Origin of the sequence: Mycetocola zhujimingii (assembly GCF_003065425.1) — a bacterium.
GTDB classification, from domain to species: Bacteria; Actinomycetota; Actinomycetes; order Actinomycetales; family Microbacteriaceae; genus Mycetocola_A; species Mycetocola_A zhujimingii.
This window is the reverse complement of record NZ_CP026949.1, coordinates 1,261,676-1,276,660: the sequence shown is the minus strand read 5'-3', so window position 1 is coordinate 1,276,660 and position 14,985 is coordinate 1,261,676. Positions and strand designations below refer to the sequence as shown.

Sequence of the window (14,985 nt, the reverse complement as noted above, 5' to 3'; positions counted from 1 at the left end):
GTTGGGGGTAACGACTTTTCAGCGCCGCAGCTCGGCTTTTCCGAGCGCGGCGAGGTGGACTTCATCGGGACCGTCGGCGATCCGCAGCGCCCTGGCCCCGGCGAACATCTCGGCGAGCGGGACGTCCTGAGACAGACCTGCGCCACCGAAGAGCTGCATGGCCCGGTCGAGGATCGTCTGGACGGCGCGGGGAACGGCGATCTTGATGGCCTGGATCTCGGTCATCGCGGCGCGGTTGCCGACGGTGTCCATGAGCCAGGCGGTTTTCAGCACGAGCAGCCGGAGCGACTCGATGCTGATGCGCGACTCGGCGGCCCATTCGCGGACGACTCCCTGGTTCGCGAGCGGCGAGCCGAAGGCGACGCGATCGTTGGCGCGGTCGCGCACCAGGGCAACGGCGCGCTCCGCCATCCCGAGCGCCCGCATGCAGTGGTGTATGCGGCCGGGTCCGAGCCGCGCCTGTGCGATAGCGAAGCCATCTCCCTCAGCCCCGATCAGGTTCGACGCCGGCACCCGCACGTCGTGGAAGACGATCTCGGCGTGCCCGCCGTGGTCCCGATCGTCGTAGCCGAATACGGTCAGCGGCCTCACGATCTCGACGCCGGCGGCCTCCCTCGGCACCAGGATCATCGACTGCTGCCGGTGCCGCTCGGCCGCAGGGTCGGTCTTGCCCATCACGATCAGGATCTCGGCGTTCGGGTTCATTGCACCGGTCGACCACCACTTCCGTCCCGAGATCACGTAGTGGTCTCCGTCACGACGGATGCTGGTGGCGACGTTTGTCGCATCGGACGACGCCACGTCCGGCTCGGTCATACAGAACGCCGAACGGATGCGGGCCTCGAGGAGCGGTTCGAGCCAGCGCTTCTTCTGTTCCTCTGTACCGAAGTCGGCGAGGACCTCCATGTTGCCCGTGTCGGGCGCCGCACAGTTGAGCGCGACGGGCGCGAGTCGCGGACTCCACCCGGTGAGCTCCGCGAGCGGCGCGTACTGCAGGTTGGTGAGGTTCGCCCCGTGCTCCCCAGGCAGGAACAGGTTCCACAGCCCGCGCTCACGTGCGAGCGCCCGCAGCTCATCCACGACGGGCCGGAATCCCCATTCGTCCGGCGTCGCTCGAAGTTGAGCGTCGAGCACCGGCTCGGCGGGAATCACGTGCTCATCGAGAAAAGCGCGCAGCGTTGCGGCCAGTTCAATCGTGCGGGGGTCTTCGGCGAAGTCCATGGTCGTCAGAGTCCTCTCAGGGCGGAGCGGGCGAGTCCCTCTTCAGCGAGGGGCTCCACGAGCTGACCGATGCGGTCGAAGCCATCACCGACGGTCTCGCCGGCCTGGTAGCGGCAGTGGATGCCCTCGAGGATGACGGCGAGTTTGTACGCCGCGAACGCGCGGTACCAACCAAGATCGGGTGTCGCGATTCCGGCGTGCGCGGCATAGGCGTCCACCATCTCGTCGAAGCCGGGATAGCCGGCGTCGAGGTCGACGGCGCTCGGCGCGACGCCCCGCCCGCCGGGCAGGTCGGCGATACTCCAGTAGAGGCCGAGCATGCCGAGGTCGACGAGCGGGTCACCGAGGGTGGCCATCTCCCAGTCGAGGATCGCCGTGATGCGCGGGGCCGCTGACGCGCCACGACCGCCGTCCACGAGCGCGTTATCCAGCCGGTAATCGCCGTGCACGAGCGCGGAACGGCCGGCCGACGGCATCCGTTCGCCGAGCCCGGCCTGCAGTTCGTCAAGCCGTGGCACCTCGCGCGTGCGCGACGCATCGAGCTGCCTGCGCCACGTTTTCAGCTGCCTGTGCAGGTAGCCGTCTGCGCGACCAAAGGTGTCGAGCCCGACGGATGCCGGTGGGATCGCGTGCAGTTCGGCCAGAATTCCCGCGAGGCTGAGCCCAAGCGCCCGCAGCTCACCGGAACTGAAATCGGTGTTCTGCGCGGGGTCGGACAGGACGCGGCCCGCAACGAGGTCCATGAGGAAGAACGGCGTCCCGGTGACCTCGCCCGCCGCCGTGTCGTCGACAAGGTCAATGGTCGGCGGCACCGGCACAGCGCTGCCCCGCAGTGCGGTAATCACCCGGTACTCACGCGCCATGTCGTGGGCACTCGACAATACATGACCAAGCGGAGGACGACGCAGTACCAGGGGCCGAAGCGCCCCGTCGACGCGGTAGGTGAGGTTGCTGCGCCCGCCGGTGATGAGGCGTGCCGACAACGGACCGCTCGAGAGCTCGGGATGTTCGCGGGCAAGCCACTCGGTGAGACCTCTGACATCCAGCCCGGGAGAGTCGGTCATCGTCGACCACCTTTCACGCGCGAGTGCCGCGCAGCGAGCGACCCAGCGGGACCGCGTTCCGCCAGCATACCGCGTGGTCGGTATGTTCGCACTACCGTACGGGAATCAACCGAGCAGATCCCGTTCGATCACCGAGCGGATGCCGGCGGGGATCGGCGTCGGGGTACGGTCAGCCGCGCCGACGAAGACGTGCACGAATCGACCGACGGCGATCGGCTCCTCCTGGCCCGGTCGCAGGATTCCGAGGGCCCAGGTGATGCTCGTCCTGCCCAGCCGCTCGATGCCGATGCCGACCTCGAGTGGTTCAGGAAACGACGCGGAGGCGCGGAACTCGCACGACGATGCGGCGCACAGGGCGATAGCATCGCCCTGCGGATCGAGGCCTCCATTGGCCATCATCCAGGTGTTGATGGCGGTGTCCATCGCCTCGTAATAGACGGTGTTGTTGAGGTGTCCGTACTGGTCGTTGTCGTTCCAGCGCGTGGCGAATGGCAGGCGTACTCCGTAGTGCATCAGACAACCCTCAACAGCACGCGAAACGCCACTCGCGCTCGATCGGTGCTGGGTTCGTCGCCGGCAATGAGGTCGGCGTAGGTGAAGGATTCAGAGATCCGGACCAGCAGGTAGGCGAGTTCCGCTGGGTCGATGGCACCGCCAAGGGGTGCGTCGCCGAGCTCCCGCCGGACGAGCCAGTCGGCCGTTGCGACGTACCGGCGCTGGATCTCGCTCTCGGTGGTCGTCAGCAGCCGGAGCGCCCGAGCGGGCTCACGCTGCAGGAACTGCCGGAAGTAGGGCGCGCTGATCAGGTCATCGACGAAATGGGTGAGGACGCCGGCTACCCGCTCTTCGGCGCGCAGGTCTCGCGTGGCATCCTCCGCCTGGAGAAGAGTCGGTACAGCGAGAGACCAGAGGACCTCCGAGAGCAGCGCGTCACGATTGCCCACCCAGCGAAACAGAGAGGTGCGGTCGACGCCGAGGTCGGCCGCGAGAGCGCTCATGTCGATGCGGCGGCCGGCGATGAACTCGTCGCGGGCCAGCGCGAAGGCCCGTGCCGAACCCTCGTGCGCCGCCTCGGCCAGCCGGTTCGACAGCCAGGACGGAGCGAACTCGAGGCCAACGGTTCCGATGGTTGCCGCGGAGACTGCACTTCCGGCGCGTGCGGTGACAGCGTCTGTCGTGGTGTTCATGCCGGAACTCTATCGCGCGCCCAGCGGATGCGTGCAACATTCTGGAAAATGATGCATACTACGGTACATCGCGGTTCACGAACCGCAAGACGATGTCGTCGACGAACGGAGAAGCAATGACGCTCACCACGCAACAAACCGATCGGCCCGAGGTGCTCGACGCCGATTTCTATGGCTTCCAGGACCAGCTCACCGAGGAGGAGCTGCGCTCGGTCGCTCGCATCCGCGCCTTCCTCGACGCCGAGGTGCGGCCACACGCTGACCGGCTGTGGGAAGAGGCACGGAGCCCCCGCCACCTCATCCCCGGGTTCGCCGAACTCGGCATGTTCGGGGCGGGCTGGCCCGAAACCCGGCACTTCGATAACAGCGCCGTCTATCGCGCCTGGATCGCGCTCGAGATCGCCAGGGTCGACCCGTCGACCGCGACATTCATTGGTGTGCACAGCGGACTCGCCATGAACGCCATCGGGGTCGGCGGCTCCGAGGAACAGCGCGCTGAGTGGATGGGCCCGATGGGCCGTGGCGAAGTCATCGGTGCATTCGGGCTCACCGAGCCGACGAGCGGATCCGACACCGCGCGCGGTCTGCAGACCACGGCGACCAGACACGGCGATGAGTGGGTCCTCAACGGTAAGAAGCGCTGGATCGGCAACGCCACCTTCGCCGACATCGTGGTGATCTGGGCCCGTGACACCGCGGACAACCAGGTCAAGGGCTTCATCGTGCGACAGCCGTCCGCCGGCTTCACCGCGACCAAGATCGAGCGCAAGCAGTCGCTCCGTGCCGTGGAGAACGCCGACATCGTCCTTGAGGATGTCCGGGTTCCCGAGAGCGACCGCCTGGCCAACATTCACTCGTTCCGCGAAGTGGCCATCGTGCTGAGGCTGACCCGCGCCGAGGTGGCCTGGCAGGCCATCGGGGTGGCGGTCGGCGCCTATGAAGCAGCACTCGCCTACGCCACAGAGCGCCACCAGTTCGGCAAGCCGATTGCCTCGTTCCAGTTGGTGCAGGAGAAGCTGGCGAACTCGCTGTCAAACATCACCGCGAGCATCGCGCTGTGCATGCGGGTATCCGCCATGCAGGACGAGGGCGTACAGAAAGACCACCACTCGGCAATGGCCAAGGCGTTTGCCACCGCCAGGATGCGCGAGACGGTCGCGCTCTGCCGCGAGATCGTCGGAGGAAACGGGATCCAGCTCGACCATGGAGTCGCCCGCTTCTTCGCCGACGCCGAGGCGGTCTACACGTTCGAGGGCACCTTCGACATGAACACGCTCATCGTCGGTCGTGCCATAACCGGCATCCAGGCATTCGTTTAGAGAGGAACCACATGGCTGAAGCATTCATCGTCGCCACCGCCCGTTCGCCGATCGGCCGGGCCCGCAAGGGTTCGCTCGCCGGCATCCGTTCTGATGATCTCGCGGCGCGAATGGTGCGCGACGCACTGGCAAAAATTCCCGCCCTTGACCCTGGACGCATCGACGACCTGCTGCTCGGCTGCGGGCTGCCGGGAGGCGAGCAGGGAATGAACATGGCCCGCATCGTGTCGATTCTCCTCGGCCTCGACGAGGTGCCGGGAACCACGGTCAATCGCTACTGCTCGTCGAGCCTGCAGACAACGCGGATGGCCTTCCACGCCATCAAGGCCGGTGAGGGAGATGTGTTCATCTCCGCCGGGGTGGAATCGGTCAGCCGGTCGATGCGCGGGTCGAGCGATTACATCCCCGGCGAGACGCTCACCAATCCCGTGTTCGATGAGGCAATCGCCCGCACCGAGGCGAGGGCCGGCGGCGGCCTGCCGCCGTGGCACGACCCCCGGCAGGACGGGCAACTGCCCGATGCGTACATCGCCATGGGGCAAACAGCCGAGAACGTCGCCGAGCTGCGTGGCATCACGCGAGACGAGCAGGATGCATTTGCGGCCAGGAGCCAGCAGCGCGCGGAGAGAGCGGATGCCAGTGGCTTCTGGGCAACGGATATCGCGCCGGTGACGCTCGATGACGGCACCGTGGTGTCGAAGGACGATGGACCACGCCGGGGCGTCACGGTCGAGGCGCTGAGCCAGCTCGACCCCGTCTTCCGGCCGGACGGCACGGTAACGGCGGGCAACTGCTGCCCGCTCAACGATGGCGCCGCAGCCGTCGTCGTGGTCTCCGAGCGTGTGGTCGACGAGCTCGGACTGTCGCCGCTGGCCCGCATCGTCTCGACAGGGGTGAGCGGCCTCTCCCCCGAGATCATGGGCCTCGGGCCGGTTGAAGCGAGCCGACGGGCGCTCGCGCTCGCCGGTCTCAGCATCGACGACATGGACCTGGTCGAGATCAACGAGGCCTTCGCCGCGCAGGTCATTCCGTCGGCACGCGAACTCGGTATCGACTCGGAGAAGCTCAACGTCTTCGGCGGGGCCATCGCCGTTGGCCACCCGTTCGGGATGACCGGGGCCCGGATCACGTCAACGCTGATCAACGGCCTGCGACAGACGGGCGGCCGCTACGGTCTCGAGACGATGTGCGTCGGCGGCGGCCAGGGCATGGCGCTCGTACTCGAGCGCGTCTGACGAGCGCTGACAAGACAGAATCGCTGAAAGACAGAAGCGCTGAACGACAGACCTGAGGCGCTCGCCGAAAGACGAGCGCCTCAGCTCTGTGTCACCACAGTGCTTGTCGGTCGGGCCTCGTCAGTCGGGGCCCGTCAGTCGAGGCTCGTCAGTCCGAACTGACGAAGAGCGCGATCGTGTTGGCGACGAGCGCCGGTCGCGACGCACCCTCGATCTCGATGGTCACTGCAACACCCGCACGGGTCCCCTGCGGCGTCGTTTCTGCGCTCGTGATCGTCGAACTCGCCCGCACCCGCGATCCGGCGGTCACCGGCTGCAGGAAGCGCACCTTGTCGAGGCCGTAATTCACCACCATCGCAGCGCCTCCCACTTCGACGAGACCCTCGGTCAGCCGGGGAATGAGTGAGAGCGTGAGGTAACCGTGCGCGATCGTGGCTCCGAACGGTCCGGATGCTGCGCGCTCGGCGTCGAGATGAATCCACTGCCGGTCTTCGGTCGCCTCGGCAAACGCATCGATTCGGTCCTGGTCGATTCTGAACCAGTCCCCCGTCGCCGTCTGGCCGATGGCATCCGCCAGCGTTGCGGGTGACGAAACGGTGATCGTCATGACCGCGGCCCTCCCGCCACATAGAGCACCTGGCCGGAGACGAAACTGGACTCCTCACGGCAGAAGAACGAGACGGCCGCGGCGATGTCCTCGGGCTGGCCGACGCGGCCAACCGGAATCTCCTTCGCGGCGCCGGCGAGGAAGTCGTCGAAGGCAATGCCCATGCGCTCAGAGGTCGCTCGTGTCATCTCGGTCTCGATGAAGCCCGGAGCGACAGCGTTGGCCGTCACGCCGTAGCGGCCGAGTTCGAAAGCGAGGGTCTTCGTGAAGCCCTGAATGCCCGCCTTCGCCGCAGAGTAGTTGGCCTGCCCGCGGTTGCCGAGGGCCGACGTGCTGGAGAGGTTGACGATGCGCCCCCAGCCCTCGGCGACCTGGTGGGCCTGAACGGCCCGGCTCATCAGGAACGCACCACGCAGGTGCACGCCGAGAACGGCGTCCCAGTCGTCTTCGGTCATCTTGAACAGCAGGTTGTCGCGAAGGATGCCCGCATTGTTCACCAGGATCGTGGGTGTGCCGAGTTCGTCGACGACCCGCGCGACAGCGGCGGCCACGGCATCCGAATCTGCGACGTTGGCGCCGACGGCTATCGCGCGCCCTCCGGCAGCCTCAATGGCGGCAACCGTGTCGGCCGCGTGTTCGGCGTGAAGATCGAGAACGGCAACCTGGCAGCCGTCTGCGGCGAGCCTTCTGGCGGTCGCGGCGCCAATGCCGCGTGCTGCTCCTGTGACGATGGCGGTGCGGGTCATACGGTGTCCATTCGTTGGGGTGGGTCGAAAGTGATGAGTTGGCGTAACGCTGCGCCGGAGGCGAGCCGGTCCATGCCCTCAGCGATGTCGTGAAGACCGATGCGGGCCGAGACGAGTCGTTCGAGAGGCAGTACCCCGCGTCGCCAGAGGTCGACATAGCGCGGGATGTCGCGGCTTGGTACTGCCGAGCCCAGGTAACTGCCGATGATCGTCTTGGCCTGCGCGGTGACGAGGAGCGGGGCGATGCTCGCCATGGCATCCGGGGCGGGGAGGCCGACGGTCACCATCGTGCCGCCGGGCGCCGTGAGCGTAAGCGCTGTTTCGAAGGCGCGGGGCGAACCTGCGGCCTCGATCACGAGCGGAGCAGCGACGTGAGCGTCGATGGCATCCCCCGGAGTGAAACTGCCGGATGCGCCGAGCTCTGTCGCCAGGTCGAGCTTGGCATCGAGCGCATCGACGCCGATCACCTCGTGGCCGAGGGCAACGGCAACGAGCAGCGCGGCCATGCCGACGCCGCCGAGTCCGACAACGATCACCCGCGATCCAGCCACTGGCCGCCCGGCGTTGATCACCGCACCGCCGCCGGTCAGGACCGCGCAACCGAGAAGGGCCGCGATCTCGGCGGGCACGTCGGAATCGACGGGCACCACCGATGTGCGACTGACAACGGCGTGACTGGCGAAGCCGGAGACACCGAGGTGGTGACGCACGCGCTCTCCCCCGCGGTGCAGTCGAAGACCGCCGCCGACCAGTGTGCCCGCGTTGTTCGCTGCGCTCCCGACGCTGCAGGGCAGCCTGCCGTCGGTGAGGCACTCGGCGCAGGTACCGCAGCGCGGCAGAAAGGTCATGACGACGCGGGTCCCGATCGCGATGTCGTCAACGCCGTCGCCGAGTGATTCGACGATTCCGGCCGCTTCGTGGCCGAGCAGCATGGGCGTCGGCCGCTGGCGGCTGCCGTCGACGACGCTGAGGTCGGAGTGACAGAGTCCAGCCACCTCGATCCGCACCAGCATCTCTCCGGGGCCAGGCGGGTCAAGCTCGATCGGCCCAACGGTAAACGGGCGGGATGCGGCAAACGGTGCCTCAGCACCCGAGCGCTCAAGGACTGCTCCAGTGATCTCCACGCGACCTCCTCGTCGGGGGCTTTTAGCAGCATCCGTTCGCCCGTTCTCCTGAGCATACCGACTACGCGGTATGTAGTCGATCCCTGAGTCTCGAAACCACCACATGGCGGCGTTCGTCGAGACCGCAGAGCTGGACGCCGCGCGTCAGCTGCGGAGATATGACGCACCGTTGGCGTCGAGGATCGCCCCGGAACACCAGGCTGCCTCCGGGGAGGCGAGCCAGAATGCCGCGGCGGCGATCTCCTCGGGCGTGCCGACGCGACCGAAGGGACTTTGTGCGCGAAGAGCGTCGCCCTCACCACCGTCGAGTTTGCTGAACTGGCGCGCAGTGGCGACGAAGCCCGGCGCAACACTCGTCACCGAAATAGCGTGGGGAGCCAGGGTCACCGCGAGCGACTGCCCGAGCGCGTGGAGTCCCGCCTTACTCGCGGCGTATGCCGGATATTCCGGTTCGCCCCTGAAGGCGCCGCGCGAGCCGATATTGACGATGGCACCCGGCGCCCCCCTGCCAATGAGATGGTTGGCGAATGCCCACGCAAGGTTGGCCGCACCGAGCAGATTGACGTCGACCATCGACCGGAAGGCTGCGGTCCAGTCGGCAAACGACACCTCGCCGAGCACGTGGCGGTTCGCCGCTGAGGGTGCCACAGCAGCGTTGCACACCAGCACGTCGAGTTCACCGAGCGCCGAAATGGCCTGTTCGACCACGCGTGCGGCGTCATCCGGTTCACCGATGTCCCCGACGACGAGCGAATGTCCGTCACCCTCGAGCGAGCGCAAGGTTTCCTCGGCTCCGCCGCGATCACTTCGATAGTGCACGGCGACCCGATCGCCCGCTCGCGCGAACCGCTGGGCGACCGCCGCGCCGATGCCGCCCGATGCACCGGTCACGAGGACCGATCTCGACGGCGGAGAGACGGCGGGACTGGTCATGGGTCTCCTTCGATGGGCGAATCTCAACAGTAGAACACGAACGAATCGGCCATCGATGGACGGCGGAGCCGACCATTGGCCTCATACACCGCTGCCCGACGCCGATACCCTGTCGCTTCCGGTCGTCGATCTCGAGGGGTGATGGTTATGGACGCGCGTGTGCACGCACAACCGCACCACCCGATTCTGGAGTCGGGTTACTGGCTGGTTCTTGGCCTCCTCGGGGTGTCGTATCTGCTGTGCGCAACACAAACCTCGCTGAACCCGAACCCCATCGCTCTGCTGTATCAGCTGTTTACCGTGGCGGCGACGCTCTGGGTTGCCGAGGTGAAAACGTCCGCGCGGCGAGCGGGCTGGCTCGCGCTTGCCGTCACCGGGCTGGCCACCGTTGTCGTTCACCTGGCCGGCCTGGAGGGGCGGCTCCTCGACATTGTTCTCTCTGCGACCTCGATGGTGGCCTACCTCGTTGCACCGATGGCCATCGTCGCGCATGAGTTTCGGAAGGTCACCGTCGATGTCCAGACGCTCCTCGGCGCGATCGCCGCGTACGTCATGGTTGGCATGTTCTTCACCTTCGTGTACAACCTGATCAGCCTGACGACTCCGACGCCCCTGTTCGGCGAGGCGAGCCACGACTCGCTCACCAGCCAGCTGTTCTTCTCGTTCACGACACTGACCACGACCGGATACGGCAACCTCGTCCCGGACGCGCCCCTGGTACAGACGGTGGCGATAAGCGAGGCGATCACCGGGCAGCTCTTCCTCGTCATCGCTGTGGCCAAGTTCGTCTCGGGCTGGCAGCCTCAGCCGCGCTGATGCAGGGAGTGCCCCCTCCGCACTTCGGTTGAGGCTCGCGGCGGGGATGCACCCCGCAGGCTCTCAGGCCGAGGGAGAACGGCGCGACCCACCCAGCTCACGGCGCGCCGCCTCGGACATCACCTCGGCGACCCGGCTGAGTGACGACATCTGCAACGCCCACTGCTGCCAGTGCAGCGTGACATCGACCGGTCCCCCGGCGTCCAACTCGACCAGCTCGCCGCGAGACTCGAGTTCACGCGATTGCTGGTCCGGCTGCATCCCCCAGCCGAAGCCGAGTCGAACCGCTTCGGCGAAATCGGCCGAGCCCGGCACGAAGTGCTGCGGCGGCGCCAGGTCAGCGCCCGAGAACCTGCGCAGATAGCGGTGCTGCAGGTCATCCTTTGCGTCGAAAATCACGACCGGCGCAACCGCGAGCGAAGCAGCATCCGTCCCGTTCGAAAACCATCGGTCAATGAACGCACGGGATGCCATCGGCCGGTAACGCATCACGCCGAGCGGCGTCGAGGTGCAGCCCTGCACCGGTCGCGACTGGGTTGTGATGGCGGCCATCACCGTGCCGTCACGGAGTAACTGTGCCGAGTGGTCCTCGTCTTCCCGATGAATGTCGAAGAGAAACTCGCTCGCGAGTTCGGCGAGCGCCGGCATCACCCAGGTTGCCAGCGAATCACCGTTGATCGCGAGGGATACCGTCGGCCAGGCCGCCGCGGCTTCACGGGATGTCTCGGCGGCAGCCTCCTCGCTCAACGCGGCGATCTGCCGCGCGAGCCGGAGGTACGTCGATCCCATGGGCGTCACGGTGATCGGTTTGGTGCGCCGGACGAGGACTCCGCCAACCGAGTTCTCCAGCGCCCGAATGCGCTGGCTGATGGCCGACGGCGTGACGCTGAGCGTCCGCGCAGCCGCGTCGAAGGTGCCGCCTTCGACGGCGGCCGCCAGCGCCTGCAGTTGGAGAGTGTCCATAGTTAGCGATTCTAATGTGCCACGAGAATATGTAGCTGGCCTTGTGAGAGGAAGCGCCCTACCGTGAGAAGGTGCTTGTACCCCTCCTCGCCGGCCTCGGCCTTGGCCTCTCTCTCATCATCGCCATCGGCGCTCAGAACGCTTTTGTCCTCCGGCAGGGTCTTCGTCGCGAGCATGTCGGATGGATCGTTGCGATTTGCGCGGCCTCGGATGCCATTCTGATCGCACTCGGCATCTGGGGCCTCGGCGCCCTGATCCAGGCCGCGGATGTGCTTCTGGTCGTTGTGCGCATCGGCGGTGCGGCATTTCTCACCTGGTACGGCGTTCGTTCCGCGATTCGGGCGGCTCGACCCGGCGCCCTCGACGCCAACCCCGCGGGTGCTCCAACCTCCCTTCGGACGGCGATTGTCACGGCGCTCGCGCTCACCTGGCTCAACCCGCATGTCTATCTCGACACGGTCGTCCTGCTCGGGTCGATCGGAGCGACCTACGGCGATGGCCGATGGTGGTTCGCCCTCGGCGCCGCTCTCGGCAGCGTTGCCTGGTTTACCGCACTGGGATTCGGATCCCGGCTCCTTCGGCCGCTCTTCGCCCGCCCCGTAGCGTGGCGGATTCTTGATGCGCTGATTGCCGTTGTCATGATCGGGATCGCCGCGAGCCTGCTGCTCGGACTCTGACGGCAGCGGCCCTCACGCTATGAGGATTGGCAACGGCTCGTCGCTCTCCGGCGGGTCAAGTACGAGAGCGACCGCTTGCTCACGCGTGAGGAAGCCAGGGAAGTTATAGCGCGCGAAGCGCCCGTCTGGATCGTCTTTCGAGACCGGCATCGCGATGCTCGTGCGCCGCAGTGCTTCGGAGAGGACGCCAAGCGTTTCGGCGTCGGGGGTGTGGTTGTTCCGGTTCCGCAGCACGAACTCGGCCCGCGCCTCCTTGTCGGCGGTAACACGCAGGACCAGCACGCGAGTCTTTCTCACAGACACCACGGCCAGCGACGCAGTGGTGACGGCGGCAAGTGGCACCACCTTCGTTCCTGATCGGAGCTCGGAGGTATCCAGGTTGACGGCCGGCTGCGGCCAGCGCCAGCGGTGCACGAGTGTCATCACAACCAGGACGGTTGTCACGACGCCGACGGCGACGATGGCAACGACGGGAAGCGGAAGCTCAAGCAAACGACCGACCTGGGTGATGAAGAAGAGCGTTTGGTAGATGATCAGCGTTCCGACGAGCGAGGAAGCCCCCACCCAGACGATGCTCCATTGCCGTTCCCCGATCGGTACCCAGCCGTGTGGCAGGCGGGAAGCCGGGGCGCCCGCCGACGCGGGTTCCGGCGGCTTGGCCTCCATCTGCTCTGGCTCCATCGGCCCAGAGTACACAACGGGCACCGTGGACAGGTGACGCAGACCTCATCCTCCCAGCGCGACTGCATTTCTCGATCATTCCATTCCCCTCGCGCCGGTTTGATGCTCTACTGATGTGCAATCGACAGGCATCCGCCTGCCCTCATCGGTCCGGTCGCCGGAGATTACGAGTCGTCGACGGTTGGACCCTTCTTTGGAGGTACAACCGTGCACAAGCCTCGCGCCCGCGCACTCGGTGTTTCACTGGGCTGCGCGTTAGCTTTCACCCTTGTTGCCACGGCAGCGGTTCCCGCCGTTGCCGACGATCACGAAAACCTGCCGGGGGAACCCGGCCTCACGCTGCCGATCAACGACAGTGAAGCCGGCGGCACCTACGACCAGGACTTCGAACGCGCCTACGCCGGCGCAACACCCGACGGCACTCCCGTCTACATCTATGTGCCAGCGGGGACCCCGCTCGATGGCTCAGCGCCAACGGGCGTCGCGAGCCTCGATCCGGCGTTCGACCACAACCCCGACGACGAGTTCGCTCCGTGCACCGACCGCGCGGCATCCGAATACGCGCTCACCCAGGCACAGATCGACTACATGGGCAACGAACTGTCGAGCCAGATCGTCGCCGTCGACGAAGAGCACTTCGGCCCGATGGATGCGGCCGATCCCGATGAACCCGCGAGCGATTCACTCGTGATGGTCGTCTACAACGTTCAGGATGCCAACTACTACGACTGCGCGGAAGACACGTACACCGCCGGGTACTTTGCGCCTGACTTCATCGACTCTGTCGGGATGAACGTCATCGTCATCGATGCATTCGACTGGGCGAACCGCGTAGGACCCAACGACTCCGAGTGGCGCGACGATGACCCCGAGAATGACTCGCCGACGCTCTACGAAGGGGTCATCGCCCACGAGCTCGAGCACCTGCTACACAACTACAGTGATCCCGGGGAACTCTCGTGGGTCGACGAGGGACTCGCTGACTTCGCCGTTTTCCTCAACGGATATGACGTTGGCGGTTCGCACCTGTCGAATCACCAGGTTTTCTATGCTGAAACGTCTCTGACCCGATGGGGCGGCGGGCTCGAGAACTACGGAGCCGCATACACGTTCTTCCAGTACGTCTGGGAGCAGGCCGGCGGAAACGGGGACGGCACTTTCACGCCCGATCTCCAGAATGACGGCACGGGCGGCGACCTGCTGATCCAGCGGATCTTCGAGAACCAGGGCGACGGGATCGACGGGGTGCAGGCGGCGATCGACCTGTTCAACGCCGAGTCCGGCGCGGCCCTTCGCACCGCTGACGAACTGTTCCAGGACTGGGCCGTCGCGGTCTACCTCGATGATGAGGCATCCGCTCGCTTCGATATCAAGGCCGTCGACTTCGGCGACTCCGCGTACACCGACTGGACGATCGACATCGCTGACGACCAGTTCTGGGGCGGCCGCGGCAACAACCAGGGCGCTCAGCCGTCGTCCAAGTGGGACAAGCGCGCCAACGGACAGACGCCGACCGCACTGCCATACGGTCTCCAGGTTGAGCGATTCCGCAACCCGGGCCCGACCGTCACGGTCGGCCTCGACGGTGAAGACGGCACACAGATCGCGCCGCACACCGGAGACACCCACTGGTATGCGGGATACGTGAGCCAGTCGGAGAACGTGCTGGACGTCGACGTGGCGTCAACGGCAACGTCGCTCGACTTCTGGACCTGGCACTTCATCGAAGAGGGCTGGGACTACGGATTCGTCGAGGCGCTCGTTGGCTCTGACTGGGTCACGGTTCCGCTCGTCAACGACGCCGGAACGGTTGTCACGAGCAACGATGACCCGCACGGTGGAAACACCGAGGGCAACGGGCTCACCGGCACGTCCGGTGGCTCCTACTTCGTTGATGACCCGGAGTACGTGCACTACACCGCGCAGCTGCCTGCCGGCGCGACGGATGTTCGTTTCCGCTATTCAACCGATGCGGCCTACCTCGACACGGGCTGGTTCGTCGATGATGTGCGGGTCAACGGTGCTGCGGCGACCGTGACGAGTGCGGAGGGCGAGTGGTTCGAGACGACGGGGCTGCAGGACAACAACTGGACCGTCCAGGTCGTCGCCAGCTGTGACCTGACTCCCGGCGTTGTATCGCCGTTCGAAATCACCGACGGCGCGGGCAACTACGTCTACCGGCTCGAGGGTGACAACATCTCGCAGTCCGGATTCAACACCAAGTGTGCCAACGGCAAGGATCGTGACTTCGCGACCCTCGTCTCGAACATGCCGAGCGGCGACCTGATGTTCCTCGATGCGGACTACGTCCTCAGCGTCACGAATACCGGCAACGGCAAGAAGAAGTAACGCGACGGCAGAAGCGGCGCCCTTCCCCTTGGGAGGGCGCCGCTTCTGCCTGACCCGCACGGT

General features: G+C 66.2%; 15 protein-coding genes. 5 read left to right on the top strand and 10 right to left on the bottom strand.

From position 1 onward, the window contains the following. Window positions 1-18 precede the first annotated feature (18 nt). From C3E77_RS06015 to C3E77_RS06000, 4 genes are all read right to left on the bottom strand, one after another. Window positions 19-1,221, bottom strand: a complete 1,203-nt coding sequence (locus C3E77_RS06015) for an acyl-CoA dehydrogenase family protein (protein ID WP_108390797.1) — start codon at window positions 1,219-1,221, stop codon at window positions 19-21. A 5-nt stretch (window positions 1,222-1,226) separates the two neighbouring features. Continuing rightward, window positions 1,227-2,285: a phosphotransferase family protein gene (locus tag C3E77_RS06010; RefSeq protein WP_108390796.1), complete on the bottom strand. Its 1,059-nt coding sequence runs from the start codon at window positions 2,283-2,285 to the stop codon at window positions 1,227-1,229. 105 nt (window positions 2,286-2,390) lie between these two features. Further along, window positions 2,391-2,798 carry an acyl-CoA thioesterase gene (locus C3E77_RS06005; protein ID WP_234031315.1) on the bottom strand — a complete coding sequence of 136 codons (408 nt, stop codon included), beginning with the start codon at window positions 2,796-2,798 and terminating at the stop codon, window positions 2,391-2,393. Next, window positions 2,798-3,472, bottom strand: coding sequence for a QsdR family transcriptional regulator (locus C3E77_RS06000; protein WP_108390794.1), 675 nt, complete (start codon window positions 3,470-3,472; stop codon window positions 2,798-2,800). Before C3E77_RS06000 ends, C3E77_RS06005 begins: the two co-directional genes overlap by 1 nt. A gap of 116 nt (window positions 3,473-3,588) precedes the next feature. Between C3E77_RS06000 and C3E77_RS05995 the strand changes: the two genes are divergently transcribed. Continuing rightward, window positions 3,589-4,791 (top strand): acyl-CoA dehydrogenase family protein, encoded by a 1,203-nt coding sequence (locus C3E77_RS05995; RefSeq protein ID WP_108393120.1) that lies wholly within the window; start codon window positions 3,589-3,591, stop codon window positions 4,789-4,791. 11 nt (window positions 4,792-4,802) lie between these two features. Next, complete coding sequence (locus C3E77_RS05990) at window positions 4,803-6,026, top strand: acetyl-CoA C-acetyltransferase (RefSeq protein WP_108390793.1); 1,224 nt, start codon at window positions 4,803-4,805, stop codon at window positions 6,024-6,026. 148 nt (window positions 6,027-6,174) lie between these two features. Here the strand turns inward: C3E77_RS05990 and C3E77_RS05985 are convergent, their stop codons facing one another. From C3E77_RS05985 to C3E77_RS05970, 4 genes are all read right to left on the bottom strand, one after another. Then, complete coding sequence (locus C3E77_RS05985) at window positions 6,175-6,633, bottom strand: MaoC family dehydratase (RefSeq protein WP_108390792.1); 459 nt, start codon at window positions 6,631-6,633, stop codon at window positions 6,175-6,177. Continuing rightward, window positions 6,630-7,379, bottom strand: coding sequence for a 3-oxoacyl-ACP reductase FabG (gene fabG, locus C3E77_RS05980; RefSeq protein WP_108390791.1), 750 nt, complete (start codon window positions 7,377-7,379; stop codon window positions 6,630-6,632). Before fabG ends, C3E77_RS05985 begins: the two co-directional genes overlap by 4 nt. After that, the gene (locus C3E77_RS05975; protein WP_198412201.1) at window positions 7,376-8,503 is read right to left on the bottom strand and encodes an alcohol dehydrogenase catalytic domain-containing protein; all 1,128 of its coding nucleotides are present in this window, start codon (window positions 8,501-8,503) and stop codon (window positions 7,376-7,378) included. Before C3E77_RS05975 ends, fabG begins: the two co-directional genes overlap by 4 nt. Before the next feature lie 144 nt (window positions 8,504-8,647). Next, window positions 8,648-9,436 carry an SDR family NAD(P)-dependent oxidoreductase gene (locus tag C3E77_RS05970; RefSeq protein ID WP_108390789.1) on the bottom strand — a complete coding sequence of 263 codons (789 nt, stop codon included), beginning with the start codon at window positions 9,434-9,436 and terminating at the stop codon, window positions 8,648-8,650. 159 nt (window positions 9,437-9,595) lie between these two features. Between C3E77_RS05970 and C3E77_RS05965 the strand changes: the two genes are divergently transcribed. Then, window positions 9,596-10,252, top strand: coding sequence for an ion channel (locus tag C3E77_RS05965; RefSeq protein WP_158270301.1), 657 nt, complete (start codon window positions 9,596-9,598; stop codon window positions 10,250-10,252). 63 nt (window positions 10,253-10,315) lie between these two features. Here C3E77_RS05965 and C3E77_RS05960 read toward each other — a convergent pair whose 3' ends face one another. After that, window positions 10,316-11,215 carry a LysR family transcriptional regulator ArgP gene (locus C3E77_RS05960; protein WP_108390787.1) on the bottom strand — a complete coding sequence of 300 codons (900 nt, stop codon included), beginning with the start codon at window positions 11,213-11,215 and terminating at the stop codon, window positions 10,316-10,318. A gap of 71 nt (window positions 11,216-11,286) precedes the next feature. Between C3E77_RS05960 and C3E77_RS05955 the strand changes: the two genes are divergently transcribed. Continuing rightward, entirely contained in the window at window positions 11,287-11,892 is a 606-nt protein-coding gene (locus C3E77_RS05955; RefSeq protein WP_108390786.1) for a LysE/ArgO family amino acid transporter, read from the top strand. A 12-nt stretch (window positions 11,893-11,904) separates the two neighbouring features. On the opposite strand, the gene C3E77_RS05950 is transcribed toward C3E77_RS05955, so the two are convergent. Next, on the bottom strand, window positions 11,905-12,573 hold the full coding sequence (locus C3E77_RS05950; RefSeq protein WP_162924927.1) for a hypothetical protein: 669 nt from the start codon (window positions 12,571-12,573) through the stop codon (window positions 11,905-11,907). Between the two features lie 207 nt (window positions 12,574-12,780). Here C3E77_RS05950 and C3E77_RS05945 point away from each other — a divergent pair, with 207 nt between their 5' ends. Continuing rightward, the gene (locus C3E77_RS05945; RefSeq protein WP_108390784.1) at window positions 12,781-14,922 is read left to right on the top strand and encodes a M6 family metallopeptidase; all 2,142 of its coding nucleotides are present in this window, start codon (window positions 12,781-12,783) and stop codon (window positions 14,920-14,922) included. Window positions 14,923-14,985 lie beyond the last annotated feature (63 nt).